This is a genomic window from Paenibacillus sp. LS-5 (assembly GCF_056121505.1).
In genome coordinates this window covers 1-24,326 of record NZ_JBWAVA010000015.1, presented here as the reverse complement: position 1 = coordinate 24,326, position 24,326 = coordinate 1, and the positions used below count along the sequence as shown (strand labels likewise).

Genomic DNA, 24,326 nt, shown 5'->3' with positions numbered 1-24,326 from the left:
CAAAATTACTATACTCTGCATTTCGCTCTGAAGCACTGCCCGGTAAAAAACTTTTCTTTTCCCCCGGAAACAGCTAAAATTAAGAAGAAACCTACAGAATCGGGGAGTCGCCTGACATACTTAAGGGTTCCCTTTGAAGGAGCGAGAACGGTGCTGTATCAACATTTAGGCAAACCTATTTTCTTTAAAATGGACCCGGAGAAAGCGCACCATCTCGTCATTAGCGGACTGAACAAATCAGATCTGGTGCCTGGTGGCAATAGTGCAATGCGTCTCATGTACGGCGTTCCCGAGACCGCTGATCTTGCAGTAGATTTATTCGGCCAGCATTTCCCGACTCCTGTGGGACTCGCGGCAGGGTTGGATAAGAACGCTGAGGCTGTTGGAGGATTTTCTTCCATTGGATTTGGCTTTATGGAAGTGGGCACGGTGACACCGAAGGGACAGCCCGGAAATGACAGTCCGAGGTTATTTAGGCTTTTGCCTGACGAGGCGCTGATCAACCGGATGGGCTTCAACAATGAAGGGGCCGATGCGATGGCTCGGCGGCTGAAGGCGCTGGGGAAACGCAGAATTCCGGTCGCGGTAAATATCGGACGCAACAAAACCACGCCGAATGAATCCGCACATGAGGATTACCGCCAGTGCATCCGTACGCTATATCCGTACGGTGATTTTTTTGTGGTCAATATCAGCTCGCCGAATACGCCGGATCTCCGCAGTCTACAGCACGGCAGCGAGCTGTCGAATCTTCTTGCCCAGGTCAAGGAGGAAATGGAGCTTCAGCATAAACAGAGCGGTATTTCCAAGAGCCTGCTGGTCAAGATCGCACCAGATGTCAGCGACAGCGAGCTGGAATATATGGTACATACGATCGCTGAAGCCGGAATGGACGGTGTGATTGCCACCAATACCACACTCAGCCGGGAAGGGCTGAAGAGTGACAAGGCCGTTGAGACAGGCGGACTTAGCGGCAAACCGCTTCGTGACCGATCAACTGAAATTATTAGCAGAATCTACCGCCAGACAGGCGGCAAGCTGCCGATTATTGGTTCAGGCGGTATTTTTACCGGCCAGGACGCTTATGACAAGATCCGGGCAGGCGCGAGTCTGGTCGAAATTTATACAGCTCTCATCTATGAAGGACCAGGAGTGAACCGCAGCGTACATGCCGGATTACGGAAGCTGCTGCGGCGGGATGGATTCTCTCATATCCTGGAAGCAGTGGGCGCTGATCATCACTGAAGGATGAATGGACAGGAGGACGAAGGCGATGGACGTCAGGGACTGGGGAACATTTTTGCTTCCATATGAACAAACTGTGGAGGAATTGAAGGTTAAATTCAAAACAATGCGTTCGGAGCTTAAGAAAAGAGAAGAATATACACCGATCGAGTTCGTGACCGGACGTGTGAAGCGGCTGTCAAGCATACTGGAGAAGGCTGAGCGCTTAAATGTTAAGATGGAGGATCTGGAAACGGGTATCGAGGATATCGCTGGCATTCGCATCATGTGCCAGTTCGTGGAGGATATTCGCAGAGTAGCTGAATATATCCGCGCCCGCAAAGATCTTGAAGTTCTTTACGAGAAGGATTACATCACGAACTATAAGGAAAGCGGCTACCGCAGCTTCCATATGATCATTAAATATCCGGTACAGACTGCCCTGGGGCAGAAGATCGTGCTCGCCGAGATACAAATCCGCACATTAGCCATGAACTTCTGGGCTACCATAGAGCATTCCTTGAATTATAAGTACCGGGAAAGCCTGCCCGATGAAATGCGGATACGACTCAAGACGGCAGCAGAAGCCGCTTCTATTCTTGACAGTGAAATGTCCAGTATCCGTGAAGAAATTCTGGAGGCGCAAAAGACCTTCGAGGAAAATTCGAATACAACGACCCAGCTTCTGAAAGCCATACATCAGTTATATTTCTACCATCTGGTTAATGAAGCAATCGAGAGTCAGGAACGCTTCAATCAGATCTGGCAGGCGCAGGATATGGAAGCAATGAAGGATCTGCTGGATCATGTGCGCGGGCTGTTATCGAATGCCAAAAAGGACAGTCAGCCGGATGGCTTATGAACCGCTGTTCCTGGCGTACCTGGTCTACTTCAACCGGGACAGGGATTATTTTGAATGTCATGAGGTACTGGAAGAGCTTTGGCTGGCCCGGGAGCGAGATCCGCTCTACAAGGCTCTGCTGCAGACTGCAGTAGGGTTGTATCATTACCGTAACCACAATGTGCGCGGTGGCTTGATTATGCTGCAACGATCATATGAGGTACTGCAGCAGTATCCGGAGAATACTCTGGGGATCAATCTTGCCAAGCTGGCCGGGGAAGTTGGAGACTATGCCCGGAAGCTGAACTCCTGTGCGGACCACCCGGTAGATTATTATGATCTTACGATTGATCTGATTGATCCGGTTCTGATAAAGGAAGTAGCTGCAGCAGGTGCGGAGATTGTACCCAATCAACCGCAGCGCCGCGGTCCCCAGAGACCTGTAACTAACCACCGCAAATTAAGGAATAATGAATAGCAAGGCTACCACAGGAGCACCCGCAGGGGTGTTCCTTGATTATTGGAGGACGGCATCATGGCAGTGCAATTGCCCGGCACTTTTATGCAGCGCATGAAGGAAATGCTGGGACCGGAGTATGAGCAGTATGCGGAGTCGTACAAGGAGACACCTTATGGCGGCATCCGTGCCAATACACTAAAAATAACGGTGGAGAAGCTGCTTGCTCTCTCCCCGTTCAAGCTTGCGCCAATACCCTGGTGCCCATCGGGGTTCTATACTGAGGAAGGGGCAAGACCCGGCAAGCATCCCTATTATCATGCAGGTTTGTATTACATTCAGGAGCCGAGCGCGATGGCTCCGGTAGAACTGCTTGGCGTGGAGCCGGGCGACCGTGTGCTTGATTTATGTGCCGCTCCAGGAGGCAAGTCTACGCAGATTGCGGCCAAGCTGCAAGGTGAAGGGCTTCTGGTCAGCAATGATCTTCATCCGGAGCGGACCAAGGCTCTGGCTAAGAATCTGGAGTTGTACGGGGTCCGCAACGGAATCGTACTCAATGAAAGTCCGGAGCGAATTGCTGCGGCTTTTCCTGATTTTTTTGACCGGATTCTGATCGATGCACCTTGCTCCGGCGAAGGCATGTTCCGCAAGGATGAAGAGATGGTTAAGCAATGGGAGCCGGCAACGCCGCTGAAGTATGCTGCCATGCAGAGAGATATTCTGAACTCCGCTGTAAAAGCACTGAAACCGGGAGGGACCATGGTGTATTCCACCTGTACCTTTGCCACAGAGGAAAATGAAGGGACGATCCGTGAGTTTCTGGACGGTCATCCTGAGTTTTCGCTTGTCAATGTGGGCGGAACAAATTCTTTTGCGCCTGGCCTTAACGGATTGACTGAGGCCGCCCGTCTATGGCCGCATAAGGTCAAGGGTGAGGGGCATTTTATGGCAGTATTGCGCCATGATGGAATTCTGCGTTCTACGGCTGCGGCTTCATCATCTCCTGGACAGGCTGGTGCGGATAGAGCAATTTCCGCTTCCTCACGAAATAACGGAGCCAAAGGTCAAGCTTCCGCTAGGGTGGCTTCTGCCAGACAGCAAAGCGGACGCGGCGGCAAAGGGGGAGGCACCTCTGGTAAGTCCGGCGGCTCTTCGCCTGTACGCCATTCTCAGGGCGGAGGAGAAGAAACCGCATTGGCTGCATATTCGCTGTTTGCCGAAGATCAGCTCAGTGCTAAGCCATCCGGTTTTCCCGTATTATTCGGTGACCATTTGTATATCTCACCGTTACCAAAGGCTGCACTGGACGGCCTGAAGACGATTCGTCCCGGCTGGTATGTAGGCCATATCCGCAGCGGAAGATTTATTCCCGGACATCCCCTCGCTACCGCGTTGCATCCCCTAGAAAGTACCCGGAGCCTCTCATTGTCCAGCGGTAGCGGCGAAGCGGTCTCCTATCTGAAAGGGGAGACTCTGTTGATCCCTGAGGAACGCCTAACGGTACGAGCCGGCAACACCTCCAAAGGTTATGTGCTTGTCTGTATCGACGGCTATAGCGCTGGCTGGGGCAAATGGCAGGACGGCATGCTGAAGAATGAATATCCCGCAGGCTGGAGGTGGACATAGGATGAGTACAGCAGGAGGTTCAGCTAAAAAACAACGGATCGATAAAGTGCTGTCCCATATGGGGAGGGGTTCACGGAGTGATATCCGCAAACAGGCTAAGCAAGGACTGATCACCGTGAACGGAGCCGTGATTAAGGACAGCGGCTTCCATGTTGATCCGCACACGGACAGAATTGAAGTGGGCGGTGAGCCTGTATTTTACCGGGAGTTCATCTATCTGATGATGAATAAGCCACCTGGCGTATTATCTGCTACAGAAGACAAGCGGGATCGCACAGTGCTGGATCTGCTTAAGCAGGAATATGTGCAGTTTGAACCATTTCCGGTGGGCAGACTGGATAAGGATACGGTAGGTTTGTTGCTGCTCACCAATGATGGACAGCTAGCCCATGAGCTGCTCTCCCCCCGCAAACATGTACCGAAGACCTATGAGGCTACGGTTGAGGGTGAGGTGGATGCTGCAGATGTGGCAGCTTTTGCCGTTGGTGTTGAGCTTGAAGATGGTTATGTGACTTTGCCTGCACAGCTTACTATTTTGGGAAGAGAACGCGGTAGCACAACCCTCTCTCAGATTTCATTGACAATCACCGAGGGGAAATTTCATCAGGTGAAGAGGATGTTTCTGGCGGTGGGCAAAAAGGTGATTTTCTTGAAGCGGGTTTCCATGGGTGCGCTGAAGCTGGATGAGCAATTAGCACCCGGTGCCTGCCGGGAATTGACTGCTGAAGAACTGGCTTTGCTCAGTAACAGGGAAGCTGAGGCTTAAATGATACAGATAAAGACAGACAAGGATGGTGGGGTATGAAATACAAGCTGATTGCACTGGATGTGGATGGTACACTGCTGAATGACGATCACCAGTTGAGCTCCGAAAATAAGGAGGCTATCGCCGAAGTGACAAGGCAGGGTGGTCTTATCGTTCTGTGCACAGGGCGCAGTCCGCAGAATTCGATTCCTTTAATGGAGGAGATGGGACTTTCCGGGTATGTACTTGGACATAATGGAGCGGCTACGGTGCGTGTGGAGGACCGTGAGGTCCTGCATATCTATGGACTAGATGCCCGCGGTTTGGACCCGTATATTGAGTACTGCCGCGCACATGATATTCATTATGATGTGAATACTGCCTTTGATATGTACGTAGACAATGTAGCAAATCTGACCGGGGAAGCTAATCATATGTACGAGCATTTTCGGGTGACACCTGCAACGCTCCCTGCCTGGGAAGATTTTCACGAGCCGGTTGTCAAGTTTACGGTCTTTACCAAATCGGATATTTTGGATGAAGCTCAGCGGGAATGGAGCACCTGGACTCAGCAGTATAATATTGTGCGTAGTGGGGAGTTTTTCGTAGATTTAATGCATCCTGAAGCCTCCAAGGGTAACGCGCTGATGAATCTGGCCGCACAGCTGGGAATTGCTCAAGAGGATGTTCTGTCCATCGGGAATTACTATAATGATATTTCCATGCTTACATACGCTGGTCTCGGCATTGCCATGGATAACTCACCGCTTGAGGTTAAGGCGGCAGCGGACGCGATTACAGGAACCAATAACAATCATGGCGTGCGCGATGCACTTGTGAAGTACTGCTTGTCGTAATTGTAATCAATCATAGGATAGGATTCAGAAGGGTATAGAGTGGAGTGCTTAACGGCTCTGTTTTATGCTCTTTTTTTGTTGTTTTGAAAAAGATGATTTTCATCCGGCCATGGATTCATTCATTTTGAACGGTTGCGGATTGTGGTGGAGAGGGGCGGGCGATAGATTTATTTTCCCTTCCGGCTGTAAAAAGCGCTATGGATTTTACTTTATCTATAGGAGCAATTTTTTTACAGAGGGGGAATCCGTTTGCAGACCCATGCAACCGTAAGCAAGGACAAAGAGAACACTTCGGGCAGCCATCAACCATATAGCAAACCATCGAATTTTGTGAAGCCGGCAACGGCCAAGCTGCCAGACCCGGTGGAGATCATCCGGCGTATCCGGCAGAACCCGGCCTCTTTAAGCCGGGAAGACAAGCTGGCGCTCCAGCGTACCCTCGGCAACCGTGCCGTGGTTCACTTGTTATCCAGTTTGAAGGAGAGCAAGGAAGGTAGTCAGACAAGTGAGGCAGCAGGTACGAAGCAGGGTGAGCAAGGGCAGGGGATTGCGGGAGATTCCCGGACTGAGCAGCAGCCTGCTTCTCCGGAAACGGATCCATTGGCACCTTCAGCCACTACGGAGCCATCTGCAAGTAAGCAGCAGCCTCAGGTGCAAGAACCTACACTAACGGCACAACCCGTCAGCGCTCAGACTGAGCCGAAGGCCGAGCAGAATGAAAAGTCCGGCATTCGAGCAAAGACTGCCACTACACTCAAAACGTGGGTCAAATCCTTGGCGGGCACTTCTTCTTCCAGCCAAGAAGTTAGCAAGGGTAAGGCGGATGTAGGGCAGCTGGCAGGTAAAGAGAAGGTAGAAGCTCATCAGCCAGATGAAGAACCGGCAATGGGTTCGAAGGCTAAGGAGGATGGAAAAGAACAGTCGGCGGATGCTAAGGAAGGCCAAGAGTCCAAGGAAGGCAAGGAGGCCAAATCAGATAAGGAATCGAAGCCGGGTAAGGAAGCTTCGGGGGAACCTGCACCAAAAGTAGCCGCGAAGGAACCTTCGCTCGGAGATGCGTTGGGCGCTTTGGCCGGAGACAGAAAGGAAGAGCCGGCCAAGGCCAAGAAGGTGAATATTCACGGGGAGGATCCGGGACAGATTCTCGATCAGCTGATCCGGGTTCAGCCGACGGAGATGGGGGACGCCTACGCTCAGGCGGTGGATGTTTCTGCTGGGGCTTTCGCGAAGCAGAAGCAGAAAACCCGGCAGGGGCTTCCGACCATTCCTGCCCCAACAGGGCTGAAAGGCAAAGTCTTTCAAGCCCGGAAAAAGCCAGCGCCACTGAAACACTCCGCTCCGGAGGGATACAAAAGCGAGCGTACTGGTGGGACTGCGACTACAGGCAACCTGGAGCGGATGAACATCGGATCTTCCGGCTCCGAAGGTAATCCCGAAGCCATCATGGGTGAGATCCGGTCCGCTGCGGCGCAGCCTCCGGGCATCAGCATGACCGGTGAGGTGGATCCATCCCAGATCGAAGGCTTCAATCGGGAAGCCTCTCAGCAGGTAGGGGCAGCCAAACAGGCGGAGATGGGCCAGATCCACACTCCGTTTGGTGAAAATGACATTTATCCCGAGCCGGACGGCTCCACGCTAAAGACTTCCGCAGAGCTGCAGGGCGGGAATGCACCCGGAGCCAAGAAGCTCCCTGCACTGGGAGTGCCTGCGGACATGACGGCGGGGCTGAACCGCAGCCTTGCCCCAGAAATGAAGAAGCAGCTGGGTGCCAAGCAGGCGGAATACAGCAAGGAAAAAGCGAAATTTGACAGCAAGGTGCTGATCTCCAAAGCAGACAGCCACGCCCAGATCCAGCAGGCGGAAGCCGATGCCAAGAACAAGCAGCTCAGCCAGCAGGCCGGGGCCAAGGCGGAAGTCGACAACCTGCGCGGGGAATGGAAAAACGAACTGGATGCAGCCGAAGCCGACTATGCCGGACAGGCTGGAGCGGCAGCGCAGCAGAAGAAGGGCGAGATCAACAGCGTCCGGACCGAGAAAGAACGGGAAGCGCAAAAGAAACAGTCCGAAGCGGAGCGGGAAGCCACTCAGGCCTACAGTAAAGCCAAGAAGGAGGCCGACGGCAAGCATGCAGAGGAGAAAGCCAAGGAAGAGAAGAAAGGCGGCTTCCTCGGCTGGGTGAAGGACAAGCTCGAAGCCGTGGTCGATTTGGTCAAGAAAGCGGTCAACTTTATTTTTGAGGGCCTCCGCAAAGCAGTCAAGTTTATTTTTGAAAAAGCCAAACAAGCCGTGCTGGGCATCATCGAACTGGGCCGCAAGCTGATCACCAATCTGATCAAGGGGCTGGGCACGCTACTCAAAAATCTGGTCAAGGTAGTGTTTGCCAAATTCCCGGGCATCGCCGCCAAAATATGCAGCAAAATCGACGGCGTCGTCAACAAGGCCGTGAAGGCCGTCAACCAGCTGGCACAGAAGCTCAAAACCAAAGTCACGCAGGTCATGGACTTCCTGGCCGCCAAGGTGGATCAGGCGCTGGCTGCGGTACAGAACTTCTACAGTAAGTTAATCTCAAGCCTGGGCAACCTGCTCATTGCTACGTTTTTGGATGTGCTCGCACGGATGGGGGCGCTCGGTAAAGCGGCCAAGCGTTCACTCAGTCATTTGGAAGGTAAGATGTGGGAGTATCTGCTGGGAGTAGACATCTCCAAGCCCATGGGAGCAGGAGCGGCACAAGGTGGGGCAGCGGAGCAGGCGCAGGACAGCGGTCAGCCTCAAGCAGACGAGAAGCTTACCGCAGACGACATCGAAATGGAGTCGGTCGAAGCGGGTGAGATGGACCCGGCGCTGGTGCAGGAAGCGAACCTTAAGGACGGGGAGAGCAAGCAGCTCTCCGGCAGCCGCGATCCGGCCACCATGGACAGCATCATGGCAGAATTCGATACCGGAAAAGTAGATCAAAGCCTGGGCGGCAAAATAGCCGACGGCGCGAAACTTCGTGCGAGCAATGCGAAAATGCTGTTTGACCAGATTAAATCATATGTAATAAAATGGATGAAGAGTAATGGATTGAAGCTTTTGGCTGCCATTGCAGGCATCTTGGTAGGTGTCGTGGCTGCAGAGATCATCACAGGCGGGGCCATTACCGCTGCACTTCCGATGATTATCAACCTGATCACGATGTATTTGCAAGCGGATGCGATTAAATCCGTCGCGCAGACTATTGTCCAAGCCTCCGGCTATATTGGCACCTACCTAAGCCAGGGTTGGCAGAAGATGATCGAGCCGGCCGCCATTGCGCTGGCAACCGCACTCGCGATGGGACTCGTGGAGCTTGCGATGGAGCTTGGCTTCAAGGCCATCGGCAAAGGGTTGAACAAAGCCGGACAAGCCGTGAAGAAAGGCGTTGGAGCCGCAGCCACTGGTGCGAAGAAGGTAGCAGGTGCAGGAGTCAAAGGCATCAAGAGCTTGCTGAAATCGGGAGCCAAGCTCGCATCCAAGAGCGGCAGCATGATCATCCGGGGCGGCAAAATTGTGATCAAGAGCCTACAAAAGGGGCTCATGAAGGGGGCCAAAAAGCTCCAGGGTCTGGTAGACCGGATTCTGCAGAAGTTCAAGTTCAAGCGGTTCAAGCTGGAGCGCAAGGGTAAGCATATCCGTCTGTATGGCGAGGTTAATCCTTGGGTGCTGCTGATTGACGGGACGATGAAGGACGTCGATGAGAAGCAGTTGGAAAAGGAATTGAAAAATCTAGAACTTGAGGGCAAGAAGCCGATCAAGCTTAGCGATGCGGAATATAGTAAGCTTAATAAAATTGACATTGAAAAGAGAGCGGAAATCTCCAAGAATGCAGATGGAGATAAGAGTAAGATTGATTTTAATAGCGTTGAGGGGACGGTTAAAGATGGTTCAGTAAGTAAAGATAAAACATTAGTTGGCAAAGGGGAACAATATACAAACGGAAGGAAAAATAAGTTAAATCCTAATATTAGGTATAAAACGGGAGAGTATGATTATTTTTATGAAACAGATAGTTTAGGTAGGCTTTCTAAATTTGAAACTGAGAATTTACAATTAACAAAGAGAAAAGAAAGATTGCCGCATAGCAAAAATACACCTGGTAAAATAAAAGGTAAAGACGATGCAGGACATTTAGCAGGTGATAGGTTTGGAGGCTCACCTAAAATTGATAATTTGGTATCTCAATTATCAGATGTTAATCAGAAACAATTTAAGAAAATCGAAAATTTGTGGGCTGATGCATTAAAAGAAACTCCTCCCAAAAAAGTAACAGTTAATGTTGAAATGATATACTCTGAAGAAGGTATACGGCCAGATAAATTCATTGTTAAATATACTATTGATGGGAAGCCGGGCATTAATGTTTTTGAAAATAATTAAAAGGGAGTGGAAATCAGTATGAAGGAATTTGAAGAGATATTTAGTGAATTACAAGCAGATATGGTATCCATATGTATGGAGTATGTTGAAGATAGAGCTGATAAGGTATTTATTTACGCTTCAATTGAAGAAGGTGTGGTGTCAAGCAATTTCTTTTATTTAATTAATAATAAGTATCTTGAGTGTCACAAAGTCAATGATGCATTGGAAAATGGGGATGGAAAATATGATGTGTCCTCGGAACGTATGTTTATGGTATTGGATATCATAAATGAGAGTATTATCAATATTAAAAAATTGTGCAAGGAATATGAAAGAGACATGCCAACTGAGATGAAAATAATATATGATGTTCAGAGTGGCAAGGTTCAAGCAGAATACAAGTATGAATTAGTATATACTCATGATGATATTAAAACGGCTCATAATATTGCTGATGAATGGTTTGAGGAAATAAAAAGCAAGAATCATTAATATGAATTACTCAACTCGTACTGAATGAACCAATCACTTATTCAGTCAGTCAGTCTTTAACATGTAAAACCCATGCAACACAGTATAAAGATATTTGTACGCACAAAAATGCTGGATTATTTATAACTTAAATAATGCTAAAGCGTTACATGAAACAGGTCAGTTATGGTCAGATACTACCATTATTGACCTGTTTTTTTATAGCCTTTGTCATCTAGCTTGCAGTTATTAAAATTACTCGCAACTGTAGAATACCATATAGTTATGCTGAGAAAGAGAAAGTGCATCATTCAAGATGGATAGTACGGCAATTATAGTATAGGTTTTATGCAAGGAATACGACTTTGTCCATCAGTTAAACGATTCTCCCAACGATGATTACGGTGCAGAAAGAAATCTGGTATGACCAGCCAACATAACAGGTAATGTTAGATCTCCAAAGCAGACAGCCATGCCCAAATTCAGCAGGCGGAAGCCGATGCCAAGAACAACAGCTCAGCCAGCAGGCCGGAGCCAAGGTGGAAGTCGACAACCTGCGCGGGGAATGGAAAAACGAGCTGGATGCAGCCGAAGCCGACTATGCCAGACAGGCTGGAGCGGCAGCGCAGCAGAAAAAAGGCGAGATCAACAGCGTCCGGACCGAAAAAGAACGGGAAGCGCAGAAAAAGCAGTCTGAAGCGGAGCGGGAAGCCACTCAGGCCTACAGCAAAGCCAAGTAGGGTGCCGACGGCAAGCATGCAGAAGAGAAAGCAAAGGAAGAGAAAAAAGGCGGCTTCCTCGGCTGGGTGAAGGACAAACTCGAAGCCGTGGTCGATGTGGTCAAGAAAGCGGTCAACTTTATTTTCGAGGGTCTCCGCAAAGCAGTGAAGTTCATTTTTGAAAAAGCCAAACAAGCTGTGCTGGGCATTATAGAGCTGGGCCACAAGCTGATCACCAACCTAATCAAGGGACTTGGTGCGCTGCTGAAAAAGCTGGTCTCCGTGGTATTTGCCAAATTCCCAGGCATCGCCGCCAAAATATGCAGCAAAATCGACGGCGTCGTCAACAAGGCCGTGAAGGCCGTCAACCAGCTGGCACAGAAGCTCAAAACCAAAGTCACGCAGGTCATGGACTTCCTGGCCGCCAAGGTGGACCAGGCGCTGGGTGCGGTACAGAACTTCTATACCAAGCTAATCTCAAGCCTGGGCAACTTGCTTATTGCTACGTTTCTGGATGTGCTCGCCCGGATCGGGGCGCTCGGCAAGGCAGCGAAACGTGCGCTCAGTCATTTGGAAGGCAAGATGTGGGAGTATCTGCTGGGAGTAGACATCTCCAAGCCTATGGGGGCAGGAGCGGCAGAAGGCGGAGCGGCAGAGCAGGCGCAGGCATCCGGTCAAGCGGACGAGAAGCTTACCGCAGACGACATCGAAATGGAGTCGGTCGAAGCGGGTGAGATGGACCCGGCGCTGGTGCAGGAAGCGAACCTTAAGGACGGGGAGAGCAAGCAGCTCTCCGGCAGCCGCGATCCGGCCACCATGGACAGCATCATGGGAGAATTCGATACCGGAAAAGCGGATCAAAGCCTGGGCAGCAAAATTGCCGATGGCGCGAAACTTCGTGCGAGCAATGCGAAAATGCTGTTTGACCAGATTAAATCATATGTAATAAAATGGATGAAGAGTAATGGATTGAAGCTTTTGGCTGCCATTGCAGGCATTTTGGTTGGTGTCGTGGCTGCAGAGATCATCACAGGCGGGGCGATCACAGCTGCACTTCCGATGATTATCAACCTGATCACGATGTATTTGCAAGCGGATGCGATTAAATCCGTCGCACAGACTATTGTCCAAGCCTCCGGCTATATTGGCACCTACCTAAGCCAGGGTTGGCAGAAGATGATCGAGCCGGCCGCCATTGCGCTGGCAACGGCCCTAGCGATGGGACTCGTGGAACTAGCGATGGAGCTTGGCTTCAAGGCGATCGGCAAAGGGCTGAACAAAGCCGGACAAGCCGCGAAGAAAGGCGTTGGAGCTGCGGCCACTGGTGCGAAGAAGGTAGCAGGTGCAGGAGTCAAAGGCATCAAGAGCCTGTTGAAAACCGGAGCCAAGCTTGCATCCAAGAGCGGCAGCATGATCATACGTAACGGCAAAATCGTGATTAAGAGCCTGCAAAAAGGGTTCATGAAGGGGGCCAAAAAGCTCCAGGGTCTGGTAGACCGGATTCTGCAGAAGTTCAAGTTCAAGCGGTTCAAGCTGGAGCGCAAGGGTAAGCATATCCGTCTGTATGGCGAGGTTAATCCTTGGGTGCTGTTGATTGACGGGACGATGAAGGACGTCGATGAGAAGCAGCTTGAAAAGGAATTGAAAGATCTAGAACTTGAGGGCAAGAAGCCGATCAAGCTTAGCGATGCGGAGTTTGACAAACTAAGTAGCTTAAAAGATAAAAAAAGAGCAAATATCTCTAAGAAAGCCGATGGAGATAAAAGTAAAATAGATTTTAATAGTATTAAGTTGAAGTTTGATTATAAAAAAGTGTTTTTTGAAAAACATCCAGAACTAGAAGGAGATGTAGTGGTTCACCATTCTATTGAACAGCAAGTTCTGAGAAAACCTGAATATAAGGGACTGTTCACTGAGGTTGAAATGCATGATTACAATAACTTAAGAGGCATACCGAAAGAAATTAATAGTGACGTACATCTATCTAAAATAAGAATTGAATGGAATAGGTTTTATAAGGAAAATCCAAATGCTACAAAAGAGCAAATAATACATCAAGCAAAAATTATTGATAGTATATACGGCCATTTATTTAATCCACCTATTCAGTAGGAAAGAGAGTTGTTCAAAATGAAATTATATATGTTAGAACCTGAAGTGGCTGGTGAGTTGGGAGAAAAGACTCTATTTAATAATGACAACTCAGTTAGTCGCTTGCATTATGAGTTTCATGGGTGGCTAGGTGATGAACTTTTAGAATCAACTCCATGTTACATTGTGTCAGAGCTACTTGGACAATCACTAATTATGTCTAACATTACAGGGTTTCATTTAGAGGAAATGGAAGTATCTTTGACGGATGAATTTATAGAATTATATCCCAATAGAGAACTACCAACATTTAAGCGGCTAATTCCTTTAGGAAATATTATTATTGAAGGAGCGCAATTTTCTGGATGGTCTGGAGAAGATATTTGTATAACCCCCAAAAAATATTTAGTCGTCTCAGAAAAGGCATTTGAAGTATTCAAAACTTATAACTTAAAGCATTGCGAGGTAACAATATTATCGAACTAGGAGAGAAAGAAGGGAGATTTCTTGAGAAACAATTTAATACGGATTACCCTATAAAGATATTTGTACACACAATAATGAAACTAAATAAAGCGTTACATAAAACAGATCAATTATGGAAGATACTGCCATGGTTGACCTGTTTTTTTTATCTTTTGTCATCTAGCGGTTATTAAAATTACTCGCTATGTAGAATACTATATAACGATAGTGATGCTGAGAAATAGAAAATGCATCTTTCAAGATAGATAGCACAACAACTATAGTATAGGTTTTATGCAAGGAATAGGACTTTGTCTCCCAGTTAAACGCCCTCGCAACGGTGATTACGGTGCAGAAAGAAATCTGGTATGACCAGCCAACATAACAGGTACGGTTACTTTAAGGCGAGTCGCCTTGCCCCAGAAATGAAGAAGCAGCTCGGTGCCAAGCAGGCGGAATACAGCAAGGAAAAAGCGAAATTTGACAGCAAGGTGCTGATCTCCAAAGCAGACAGCCATGCCCAGATCCAGCAGGCGGAAGCCGATGCCAAGAACAAGCAGCTTAGCCAGCAGGCGGGAGCCAAGGCGGAAGTCGACAACCTGCGCGGGAAATGGAAAAACGAGCTGGATGCAGCCGAAGCCGACTATGCCGGACAGGCTGGAGCGGCAGCGCAGCAGAAAAAAGGCGAGATCAACAGCGTCCGGACCGAAAAAGAACGGGAAGCGCAGAAAAAGCAGTCTGAAGCGGAGCGGGAAGCCACTCAGGCCTACAGCAAAGCCAAGAAGGATGCCGACGGCAAGCATGCAGAAGAGAAAGCAAAGGAAGAGAAAAAAGGCGGCTTCCTCGGCTGGGTGAAGGACAAACTCGAAGCCGTGGTCGATCTTGTCAAGAAAGCGGTCAACTTTATTTTCGAGGGCCTCCGCAAAGCAGTGAAGTTCATTTTTGAAAAAGCCAAACAAGCTGTGCTGGGCATTATCGAACTGGGCCGCAAGCTTATCTCCGTGGTGTTTGCCAAATTCCCTGGCATCGCTGCCAAAATATGCAGCAAAATCGACGGCGTCGTCAACAAGGCCGTGAAGGCGGTCAACCAACTGGCACAGAAGCTCAAAACCAAAGTCACACAGGTCATGGACCTTCCTGGCCGCCAAGGTGAATCAGGTAATCACGCTCAAAAGGTAGCAGGCCGTGAAGATAGATTGATTGATGACGAGGGTGGACACTTGATCGCAAGTATATTTGATGGCTCCGGTAGTCTTGATAATCTTGTACCAATGAATGGTAATCTTAACAAGGGCGAATGGAAGAAACTTGAAAACTCATGGGCGAAGGCTATAGACAATAAAGAGGAGGTGTTGGTAAAAATAAAACCTATTTATAGTGGGGATTCTCAAAGACCTGTAAGTTTTGAGATTAAATATTCGATAGATGGGATTATGCAAACCCCTATCAAATTTGAAAATAAACCAGGAGGCATATAGTCGTGGAAACTGAGAAGATGGCAGAAATATACCAACAGATTGCAGGAATAGTAAATGACATAATTCCCGAGGAATGGAATAAAGTTTTCGTTTATGCGGAAGTTCAAGAAGATGTAAGCAAGGTTGATTTTTACTATTACCCTGAAGGAAAAGATAAGCCAGTGTATGTTCTTGAGATAACAGACTTATTTGAGATTGAGGAAGAATATTTAGATAATTTAAGATATAAACTATCAGATTGTTTTGAAGAGTTATGGAATGAGTTTGTACGAAATAATGAAAATGTTTGGAAGAGGCTAACCTTTATACTAGATAGCACTGGTGAATTTAAAATTGATTATGACTATGAAGATTTGTCTGATGTTGATGATTTCGAGAGGCAAGTGATTTGGAGATTCAAATATTTGAGGGTAGAGCCACCTAAAGAAAAAAAACGTGCTAGGCAGATTTATGAAAGATATCTTGAAACACTAGAAAATAATTAGATAAGGTAACTAACTCAACTTTCGCAGCTTGAAATCGGTAGGTTAGCCTTGATGTAGAAGGGCAAGGCAGAGATCCAGAGCCGATGTTGGATCTGTCAAAAATAATGAGCGGATATGTGTAACACCGAGTCTTCAGATGTGGGCGGAGATCAGAAAACTGGTTTCTATGTATTGTTTAAATTCCCTGTATCGCGGGGAAGATTTGCTGCAAGCAACCTATCTATATCTTTTTATTGATGGCGGCGTATAACAATAAGTATTTTCAAAGAATAGTTAATAAACAGGTCAGTCCGGAACATAATCAACGGACTGGCCTGTTTTTATCATCCTTTTCTTCTTATAACCGCATGATCATCCGTAATGGCAAAATCGTGATCAAGAGCCTGCAAAAGCGCTCATGAAGGGGGCCAAAAAGCTCCAGGGTCAGGTGGACCGGATTCTGCAGAAGTTCAAGTTCAAGCGGTTCAAGCTGGAGCGCAAGGGTAAGCATATCCGTCTGTATGGCGAGGTTAATCCTTGGGTGCTGTTGATTGACGGGGAACTGCGGGACATCAAAGAGCAGAATCTCGAAAAGGAATTAAAGAAACTAGAACTCGATGGCAAGAAGCCAATCAAGCTTAGTGATGAAGAGTTTGAAAAATTTAATGACTTAGAAATTGCACAAAGAGCAGATATTTATAAGAATGTAGTTGTCAATGGCGGTAAGTTAGATCTAGCTAGTATTAAGAGATCAAGAAGTACTTATACTCCGGTTGAATTCAATGGGACAACAAGGGTTGACGGGCAGGTCAAAGATATTAGTAGACGTATATATCAAAGAGGGGACATTAATTGGGCACAAGTGGACCCTGAAACTGGACTTACTAACCTTCAATTAATGAAAAAGGGCAGACCTCCATATTGGAAAGATGGTACCAAGATCGAGCTTCATCATACTATTCAATTAGAACCTGGACCTATGGTAGAATTACCTGCTAGTTTACATGATGAATATAGTAAAATATTACATGTACTAGTTGAAAATGGTGGTAGCTTTAGGAATAATCCTGTATTGGAGAAACAGTATAATAATTTTAGGGCAAAATATTGGAGAATGAGAGCTAAGGGAATTACAGCAATTGAGTAAGCAGATTCTATTACTTGGAGGGATACAAATTGAATTTCGAAAAGTTAAGGAGTTTTATTAACGTGCACTCTGACGAAAATGATTTTACAGGTGGTATATCTGAGGATGCAATTAAAAGTATAGAAAAAGCATTAGATGTAGAATTTCCACAAAGCTACAGATGGTTTTTGAATAATTATGGTTCAGGTGGCCTGTTTGGTGTAGACATACTTGGTTGCGGTAAATCTTCTCCTTCAGTTGTTTTAAAAACAGAAAAACTTCGAGGTTTTGGGATGCCATATGAATATATTGTTATTGAGGACTGTGAAGAATTTTTTTATTGTCTTGATACCACTGATGTCTCGAATGGGGAGTGTTCAATAATTTCTTGGGATAGAGTTTCGGGGTTGAATGGGAAAAGAGCAAACAATTTTCATGATTTTTTATTCAATAGATTTAATGATGCTAAAGCGAACTGGGAAGAAGACTAGTGTCAAAAATAGATGAGAATTCGGTATATAAATACTCTGACTTACCGCGGGTCTGCTCGGTGGTGAATTGCCAATCGACTGATTTCTAGTTTTAGTTAAGTTCGGATTCCCAGGGTAACACCTCGCTATTAATGGAGGCGGTGGAATTTAAATTGGACATGGCACTAGTTATTATAACCAGTTACCCTACCCGGGTGTAATTGTACCTGGTTGTTTTATTTTTGACTATTCCTAATAGTAACTCTCCTCAAAAATCCCCTCTCTCACACAGTTGGAATGCAAGCGTCAAATAGCCCACATCTTGGTGTCAAGATGTGGGTTGTTTGACGCTTACGGTTTCAAAGGTATTTGCCTTATTCCCTGGCATAGCCGCCAAAATATGCAGCAAAATAGACGGCATCGTCAACAAGGCCGTGAAGGCGATCAATCAACTGGCCCAGAAGCTCAAAACCAAAGATACGCAGGTCATGAACTTCCTGGCCGCTAAGGTGGATCAGGCGCTGGCTGCGGTACAGAACTTCTACAGTAAGTTAATCTTAAGCCTCGGCAACCTACTCATTGCTAGTTACAGAAAGTATGGAGAAACAATGATATTAGTAGACCGGAGAGTCCATCAAGAATTTACCCATAGTAGTGGAGTGTCAAAAGTTAAGGGGAAAAGTGAAAAAATAGATAGGAGAATGCAATTATAACGCGGATTATTGAATCTAATGGACCTATATCTTTTGAAGAAATTGAGATTTTTGAGTCGAACATGGAATAAGTCTCTCGGAACAGTACAGAACTTTTCTACATGAATAATCATTATGACGAAGCAGTTAAGAGAACATCCAGATTGGTTCCCAAATCCAGACAAATCGATGAGAAGGGTTGGCTTTTGGCGGAGAAAATATTCAAGACAACATCCAATTTACTGGTGAATCAACGATTAAGAAAAAAGAACTTTCTGACCTGGATCTAGATTTCTATCATGAAAAAGGATTGGGTAAAGAAAAGGCGAAGATATTAAAGGTTCATCAGACAGAAAGTGGAATCTATCTTTTTGGAAACAATCCTAACCATACTGAAGCTACGGTTTTTCAGAATAAAGTCTTAAAGTGGCAAAGAGATTCCGGTTTGAGATAATAAAATAGGAGACTAGAAAATGGGCCAATCTAACAATTTGATAAAGAGCAATTGGTATGGAGAAAAGAATTCCAGTGATGATATCGCTTCTTTGAAGAATTCTCTAAAACAAGCAACGACAGAACATGATAACATGTTGTTAATAATTGATTTATTGAAATTAGGTGATTTTACAGTTAAGGAAAAGATGTTACAAATTATGAATACTACTAAAGACGAAAACATAATGAACTTGTGCATTCGGTTGTTTTGTTCAGTAGCGTCACATAAAGATCTATTGAAAAGTGAAAATTTGCTGTTTCTTTCGGACTTATCTGAATACAATGCTGATACTTTTGCAGCAAGTGCTTTGTACACTTTATCTTATGAGGCCGTTCCTTATCTACTGGCAATGCTAGAGGAATGGGAGGATACAAACGTAGAAGGAACGATTAGAAATTCATTGGATATTTTTCTTAATTATTCAGATGAACTAACCGAGGACGCACCTGTCGATGAGATCGGAAATTTTTATCTTGATTATATTAAAAGAGTAGAACTGGATAACTACTATTACTATGGAGAACCGGCTTTTCCCGGATCTCTAGCTAAAAAGATTATTGAGAAATCAGTTATATCTTTAAATAATACAATTCCTATTCAAACCAATGTAATTCCATCATTACTCTCAATTTGGAGCGGAGTAAAATGTCCTGTTCAATATGATACAATCGTTGATGCTGATCAGCTTGGAGATGTTTACAACTATGTTGATATAATTTCAAAAATGGAATGGGAAATCGGGTCTAAGTATTTTTATGGACATCGAGTACTTTAAAATAACAGACCATATGTTGTAATAACTAAGCCACTCTTGCGTAACTCACATAGAGTGGCTTAGTTTTGTATTTTTCCCGGAGCCAAGCTCGCATCCAAGAGCGGCAGCATGATCATCCGAAATGGCAAAATCGTGATCAAGAGCCTGCAAAAGGGGCTCATGAAGGGGGCCAAAAAGCTCCAGGGTCTGGTGGACCGGATTCTGCAGAAGTTCAAGTTCAAGCGGTTCAAGTTGGAGCGCAAGGGTAAGCATATCCGTCTGTATGGCGAGGTTAATCCTTGGGTGCTGTTGATTGACGGGACGATGAAGGACGTCGATGAGAAGCAGCTGGAAAAGGAATTGAAAAATCTAGAGCTTGATGGAAAGAAGCCGATCAAGCTTAGCGATGCGGAATATAGTAAACTCAATAAGCTTGAAGATACAGAACTTATAAAGATTTCTAAGAATGCAGATGGAGATAAAAGTAAGATTGATTTTAAAAGCGTTGAGGGGGCGGGTGAAAGTAGAGCAGAGTATTTAAGGGAGAAGTACGGGAAATTAAGTTCTGAACAACTTCATGCCAATATTAATGATAGAGCAGGAATTAGTTTTCCACAAAGATCAACTAATAGTAAACTTAAACAGGGTGGCTATGGTACTAACGATGTAGATGCTTACAAGAAAATGAGTCCCAATAAGAACCGTGCTCCAGGATTCGGTACGTCGAAATTAGATGGACTGGTACAGGCTCACCATGCAATACAAGATGAATGGGCCAAGCTTTGGGCAAAGAGAAATGGAATGAATTATAGTAGTTCTAATGCACCGTCGTTATTGTTAAAATCAGTATCAGGTGAATCACATGCTATTATATCAGCATTACAAAGGGCAAGAAGACGAACTGAAGGTTTTAATACAAGTATTGTGCATGAATTTAATGAGTCGTATAGAGAAATGATTAAAGCTGGCGTTGACCCTAAAGTTGCCAAAAAGGTAATCGGGGAAGCATACAGATTCTTTGATGGACTAGGAGGCTTTAAATGATAAATTCAAAATCTTTGTCAAGTTTCAATCTTTATCCTGTTGTTGATGAAAATGAAATCAACAAGGTGGAGGTAGAAATGGGTTTGAAATTCCCTAAGGTATTTAGGGAACTTCTAAAATTGACTAACGGCTTTGAAACAGAAGAAGGTGTCGCAATTTTTGGTACTGATATTATTATTGAAAGAAATCAGACATATGAGGTTTCAGAGTACGCTCAGGGTTATTTAGCTGTAGGGAGTAACGGCGGAGACAAGTTCTACTTGATGTCGGCAAATGAGGACTCTACTGAATTATTACAAGTAGATGCAGGAGTTATGAATCCAGAATTCGCTTCATTAGTCAGTGAGGATTTTATAAAATGGATAAATAATGGGGCAATAAACATTGATTTGTTAGAAGAAGAGGATGAGGCGGATAATGAGCAACTTTGTGATCTTATTCTAGTAAATCCGCTTATGGGTGGGGCTACTGATCTGAAAAAAATACAAGAGGTCTTTAATATTAAAAAGGGTCTATTTGATTTATTGAAGGGCTCGAAGCAACTTCCTTTTGTTTTAATGAGAGACATTCCTGTTGATGTAGCTAATAAAAATTTAACAGAGTTAGGCGAACTTAGTGTATTATTGGAAATATCAAATGTTAACTAAGGTCATCTATGTTACAGTTATAAATGCATACCATTACGAAAAGAACGATTTTTTTGGAGGGGGTGGGTGATGAATGAACCCATCATTCAACCAATAACACACTTAACCCATGTAATATCCGAGTAATGATTCGTCAATTCGGTTGTACGCACGACAATGCTTGGATTTTTACCTTAAATAACGCTAATGCGTTACATTGAACAGGTCGATTATGGTCAGGTACTACCATGATTGACCTGTTTTTTGTTATCTTTGTTTTCTTACGGTTTTTCAAAAATTCCAACAAGTACTTGCCCCTCTAATATAGTCCGAAATTCGTTAGGAATTTGAGAAGTAGACAACCGCGCCGGAATGGAAAAACGAGCTGGATGCAGCCGAAGCCGACTATGCCGGACAGGCTGGAGCAGCCGCGCAGCAGATGAAGGGCGAGATCAACAGCGTCCGGACCGAGAAAGAACGGGAAGCGCAAAAGAAGCAGTCCGAAGCGGAGCGGGAAGCCACTCAGGCCTACAGTAAAGCCAAGAAGGAGGCCGACGGCAAGCATGCAGAGGAGAAAGCCAAGGAAGAGAAAAAAGGCGGCTTCCTCGGCTGGGTGAAGGACAAGCTCGAAGCCGTGGTTGATCTTGTCAAGAAAGCGGTCAACTTTATTTTCGAAGGTCTTAGAAAAGCAGTGAAGTTCATTTTTGAAAAAGCCAAACAAGCCGTGCTGGGCATTATCGAACTGGGCCGCAAGCTGATCACCAACCTAATCAAGGGACTTGGTGCGCTGCTGAAAAAGCTGGTCTCCGTGGTGTTTGCCAAATTCCCTGGCATCGCTGCCAAAATATGCAGCAAAATTGATGGCGTCGTCAATAAGGCCGTGAAGGCCGTCAACCAGCTGGCACAGAAGCTCAAAACCAAAGTCACGCAGGTCATGGACTTCCTGGCCGCCAAGGTGGATCAGGCGCTGGCTGCGGTACAGAACTTCTACAGTAAGTTAATCTCAAGCCTGGGCAACCTGCTCATTGCTTCGTTTCTGGATGTACTCGCACGGATGGGGGCGCTCGGCAAGGCGGCGGAGCAGGCGAAGGTATCCGGCCAAGCGGACGAGAAGCTTACCGCAGACGACATCGAAATGGAGTCGGTCGAAGCGGGTGAGATGGACCCGGCGCTGGTGCAGGAAGCGAACCTTAAGGACGGGGAGAGCAAGCAGCTCTCCGGCAGCCGCGATCCGGCCACCATGGACAGCATCATGGCAGAATTCGATACGGGAAAAGCGGATCAAAGCCTGGGCAGCAAAATAGAGGATGGCGCGAAACTTTGTGCGAGCAATGCGAAAATGCTGTTTGACCAGATTAAATCCTATGTAATAAAATGGAAGAAGAGTAATGGATTGAAGCTTTTGGCTGCCCTTGCAGGGATCTTGGTTGGTGTCGTGGCTGCTGAGATTATCACCGGCGGAGCCATCACGGCTGCCCTGCCGATGATCATCAACCTGATCACGATGTATCTTCAAGCGGATGCGATTAAATCCGTGGCCCAGACTATTGTCCAAGCCTCCGGCTATATTGGCACCTACCTGAGCCAGGGTTGGCAGAAGATGATCGAGCCTGCGGCCATTGCGCTGGCAACGGCCCTCGCGATGGGACTCGTGGAGCTGGCGATGGAGCTTGGCTTCAAGGCGATCGGCAAAGGGTTGAACAAAGCCGGACAAGCCGTGAAGAAAGGCGTTGGAGCCGCAGCCACTGGTGCGAAGAAGGTAGCAGGTGCAGGAGTCAAAGGCATCAAGAGCTTGCTGAAATCGGGAGCCAAGCTCGCATCCAAGAGCGGCAGCATGATCATCCGGGGCGGCAAAATTGTGATCAAGAGCCTGCAAAAGGGGCTCATGAAGGGGGCCAAAAAGCTCCAGGGTCTGGTGGACCGGATTCTGCAGAAGTTCAAGTTCAAGCGGTTCAAGCTGGAGCGCAAGGGCAAGCATATTCGTCTGTATGGCGAGGTTAATCCTTGGGTACTGCTGATTGACGGGACGATGAAGGACGTCGACCAACAAAAGTTGAAGCAGCTTGAAGATGCTGGAAAGAAACCTATCAGACTCAGCGATGCCGAATATAGTGAACTTAAAAAACTAAAAGAAGAAGAGCTGAAAGCTATCTCCAAGATGGCAGATGGAGATAAAAGTAAGGTTGATTTTGAAAACTTAAAAGAAACTAATTATATATTATTTAACAAAACACATAAAGAAGCTCAACCAAAACCAAGAGGAAGGGGACCGAATGGCGGTAAACTGGAATCACATCACGGTTTACAAGGAGAATGGGCAAAAGAGAACCTAGAACAGTATGGCTATGATTATAGAAAAGCGCCCACAGTAACTATAGAAACCAAAAAAGAATTACCGCATACTGAGATCACCAATAGACAAAATGAAAGAAGAGATGCAAGAGTTGCTGAAAAACTGGGAAAGTGGAGTACAACTCTGCAACAAGAGCTGCAAAATACCTTAAAGGATTTTAAAGCTGCGGGATTCACTAGAGAAACAATAGAAAAGGTAATGGAACAGCAATATAAAATGTTGGAAAAGCTTAAAGTACCTTTCGAAAGGATTGATCTAGATGAGTATTTTTGAGGAAATAAGTTCAATGTATTCAATAGATAGCAGAGAATCTCCTGCAAAAAAGGAAGAAATCAACAAACTTCTTAATTACTCAGCAATTGAGGTTCCTTTTGACTATATTGAATTTATAAGTATCGCTACCGAAGTGGAAATTAAAGTGAAAGAAGAAATGTATATCCGAATATGGGGTCCGGTGGATTGTATTGAGATGAACGAAGCTTATCATATACAAAAATATATTCCAAGATCACTTGCGATCGGAGATGATGAAGGAGGTAATGTGATTATATATTTGGAAGGAGAAGGTGGTTTGGGTTTGTATATGGTAGGGTTTGGTGACTTGGATATTAATAGTGCCGTGAAAATAGCACCTACGCTTAGAGATCTTCTAGTAGACAATATTGGTATTGAAGTGATAATGAGCGGATATGTGTAACACCGAGTCTTCAGATGTGGGCGGAGATCAGAAAACTGGTTTCTATGTATTGTCTAAATCCCCTGTATCACGAGAAAGATTTGCTGCAAGCAGCGATATCTTTTTATTGATGGGGAGCGTATTAGAATAAGCATTTTCAAAAAAAAAGTTAATAAATAGACCAGTCCGGAACATAAGGGTCTGTCAATAATTTTGTGTAAACTCTTTGAAGCATAGTTTCCCCCGAGGGGGAAGTCGCGATTTTAACGCAAGT

Annotated in this window: 22 protein-coding genes; all 22 read left to right on the top strand. The window is 46.0% G+C overall.

Annotated elements, in window-relative coordinates; translation table 11 throughout:
• Window positions 1-150 precede the first annotated feature (150 nt).
• The 22 genes from AC0MA3_RS19685 to AC0MA3_RS19580 all read left to right on the top strand — a co-directional run bounded on the left by AC0MA3_RS19685 (window position 151) and on the right by AC0MA3_RS19580 (window position 24,073).
• A complete protein-coding gene (locus AC0MA3_RS19685; protein ID WP_474657425.1) occupies window positions 151-1,245 on the top strand; it encodes a quinone-dependent dihydroorotate dehydrogenase in 1,095 nt (364 codons plus the stop codon).
• Window positions 1,246-1,273: 28 nt separating this feature from the next.
• On the top strand, window positions 1,274-2,086 hold the full coding sequence (gene yjbM, locus AC0MA3_RS19680) for a GTP diphosphokinase (protein ID WP_379153737.1): 813 nt from the start codon (window positions 1,274-1,276) through the stop codon (window positions 2,084-2,086).
• Window positions 2,052-2,543, top strand: a complete 492-nt coding sequence (locus tag AC0MA3_RS19675; RefSeq protein WP_474657424.1) for a DUF309 domain-containing protein — start codon at window positions 2,052-2,054, stop codon at window positions 2,541-2,543. The genes yjbM and AC0MA3_RS19675 overlap by 35 nt, the downstream gene beginning before the upstream one ends.
• 57 nt (window positions 2,544-2,600) lie before the next feature.
• Window positions 2,601-4,148, top strand: a complete 1,548-nt coding sequence (locus AC0MA3_RS19670) for an RsmB/NOP family class I SAM-dependent RNA methyltransferase (protein WP_379153733.1) — start codon at window positions 2,601-2,603, stop codon at window positions 4,146-4,148.
• A 1-nt stretch (window position 4,149) separates the two neighbouring features.
• Window positions 4,150-4,914 carry a pseudouridine synthase gene (locus tag AC0MA3_RS19665; protein ID WP_379153731.1) on the top strand — a complete coding sequence of 255 codons (765 nt, stop codon included), beginning with the start codon at window positions 4,150-4,152 and terminating at the stop codon, window positions 4,912-4,914.
• Between the two features lie 35 nt (window positions 4,915-4,949).
• Entirely contained in the window at window positions 4,950-5,750 is an 801-nt protein-coding gene (locus AC0MA3_RS19660; protein ID WP_379153729.1) for a Cof-type HAD-IIB family hydrolase, read from the top strand.
• 249 nt (window positions 5,751-5,999) lie between these two features.
• Window positions 6,000-10,145 (top strand): DNA/RNA non-specific endonuclease, encoded by a 4,146-nt coding sequence (locus tag AC0MA3_RS19655; RefSeq protein WP_474657423.1) that lies wholly within the window; start codon window positions 6,000-6,002, stop codon window positions 10,143-10,145.
• 18 nt (window positions 10,146-10,163) lie between these two features.
• Window positions 10,164-10,619: a DUF600 domain-containing protein gene (locus AC0MA3_RS19650; RefSeq protein WP_474657422.1), complete on the top strand. Its 456-nt coding sequence runs from the start codon at window positions 10,164-10,166 to the stop codon at window positions 10,617-10,619.
• A gap of 518 nt (window positions 10,620-11,137) precedes the next feature.
• The gene (locus AC0MA3_RS19645; protein WP_474657421.1) at window positions 11,138-11,338 is read left to right on the top strand and encodes a hypothetical protein; all 201 of its coding nucleotides are present in this window, start codon (window positions 11,138-11,140) and stop codon (window positions 11,336-11,338) included.
• A gap of 66 nt (window positions 11,339-11,404) precedes the next feature.
• On the top strand, window positions 11,405-13,429 hold the full coding sequence (locus AC0MA3_RS19640) for a hypothetical protein (protein WP_474657420.1): 2,025 nt from the start codon (window positions 11,405-11,407) through the stop codon (window positions 13,427-13,429).
• 18 nt (window positions 13,430-13,447) lie between these two features.
• The gene (locus AC0MA3_RS19635) at window positions 13,448-13,894 is read left to right on the top strand and encodes a hypothetical protein (RefSeq protein WP_379150894.1); all 447 of its coding nucleotides are present in this window, start codon (window positions 13,448-13,450) and stop codon (window positions 13,892-13,894) included.
• A 347-nt stretch (window positions 13,895-14,241) separates the two neighbouring features.
• Window positions 14,242-15,351, top strand: coding sequence for a DNA/RNA non-specific endonuclease (locus AC0MA3_RS19630; RefSeq protein WP_474657419.1), 1,110 nt, complete (start codon window positions 14,242-14,244; stop codon window positions 15,349-15,351).
• 2 nt (window positions 15,352-15,353) lie between these two features.
• Window positions 15,354-15,836, top strand: a complete 483-nt coding sequence (locus AC0MA3_RS19625; protein ID WP_474657418.1) for an immunity protein YezG family protein — start codon at window positions 15,354-15,356, stop codon at window positions 15,834-15,836.
• Between the two features lie 397 nt (window positions 15,837-16,233).
• A complete protein-coding gene (locus tag AC0MA3_RS19620) occupies window positions 16,234-16,962 on the top strand; it encodes an HNH/ENDO VII family nuclease (protein ID WP_474657417.1) in 729 nt (242 codons plus the stop codon).
• A gap of 62 nt (window positions 16,963-17,024) precedes the next feature.
• Entirely contained in the window at window positions 17,025-17,432 is a 408-nt protein-coding gene (locus AC0MA3_RS19615) for an SMI1/KNR4 family protein (RefSeq protein ID WP_474657416.1), read from the top strand.
• A 323-nt stretch (window positions 17,433-17,755) separates the two neighbouring features.
• Window positions 17,756-18,124, top strand: a complete 369-nt coding sequence (locus AC0MA3_RS19610; protein WP_474657415.1) for a hypothetical protein — start codon at window positions 17,756-17,758, stop codon at window positions 18,122-18,124.
• A 178-nt stretch (window positions 18,125-18,302) separates the two neighbouring features.
• On the top strand, window positions 18,303-18,557 hold the full coding sequence (locus tag AC0MA3_RS19605) for a hypothetical protein (protein WP_474657414.1): 255 nt from the start codon (window positions 18,303-18,305) through the stop codon (window positions 18,555-18,557).
• A gap of 19 nt (window positions 18,558-18,576) precedes the next feature.
• Entirely contained in the window at window positions 18,577-19,374 is a 798-nt protein-coding gene (gene imm47, locus AC0MA3_RS19600) for an Imm47 family immunity protein (protein WP_474657413.1), read from the top strand.
• A 108-nt stretch (window positions 19,375-19,482) separates the two neighbouring features.
• Window positions 19,483-20,397 (top strand): hypothetical protein, encoded by a 915-nt coding sequence (locus AC0MA3_RS19595; RefSeq protein ID WP_474657412.1) that lies wholly within the window; start codon window positions 19,483-19,485, stop codon window positions 20,395-20,397.
• Window positions 20,394-21,044 (top strand): SMI1/KNR4 family protein, encoded by a 651-nt coding sequence (locus AC0MA3_RS19590; protein ID WP_474657411.1) that lies wholly within the window; start codon window positions 20,394-20,396, stop codon window positions 21,042-21,044. Before AC0MA3_RS19595 ends, AC0MA3_RS19590 begins: the two co-directional genes overlap by 4 nt.
• 418 nt (window positions 21,045-21,462) lie before the next feature.
• Window positions 21,463-23,649 carry a hypothetical protein gene (locus tag AC0MA3_RS19585; RefSeq protein ID WP_474657410.1) on the top strand — a complete coding sequence of 729 codons (2,187 nt, stop codon included), beginning with the start codon at window positions 21,463-21,465 and terminating at the stop codon, window positions 23,647-23,649.
• A complete protein-coding gene (locus AC0MA3_RS19580; protein ID WP_474657409.1) occupies window positions 23,636-24,073 on the top strand; it encodes an SMI1/KNR4 family protein in 438 nt (145 codons plus the stop codon). Before AC0MA3_RS19585 ends, AC0MA3_RS19580 begins: the two co-directional genes overlap by 14 nt.
• Window positions 24,074-24,326: the final 253 nt, after the last annotated feature.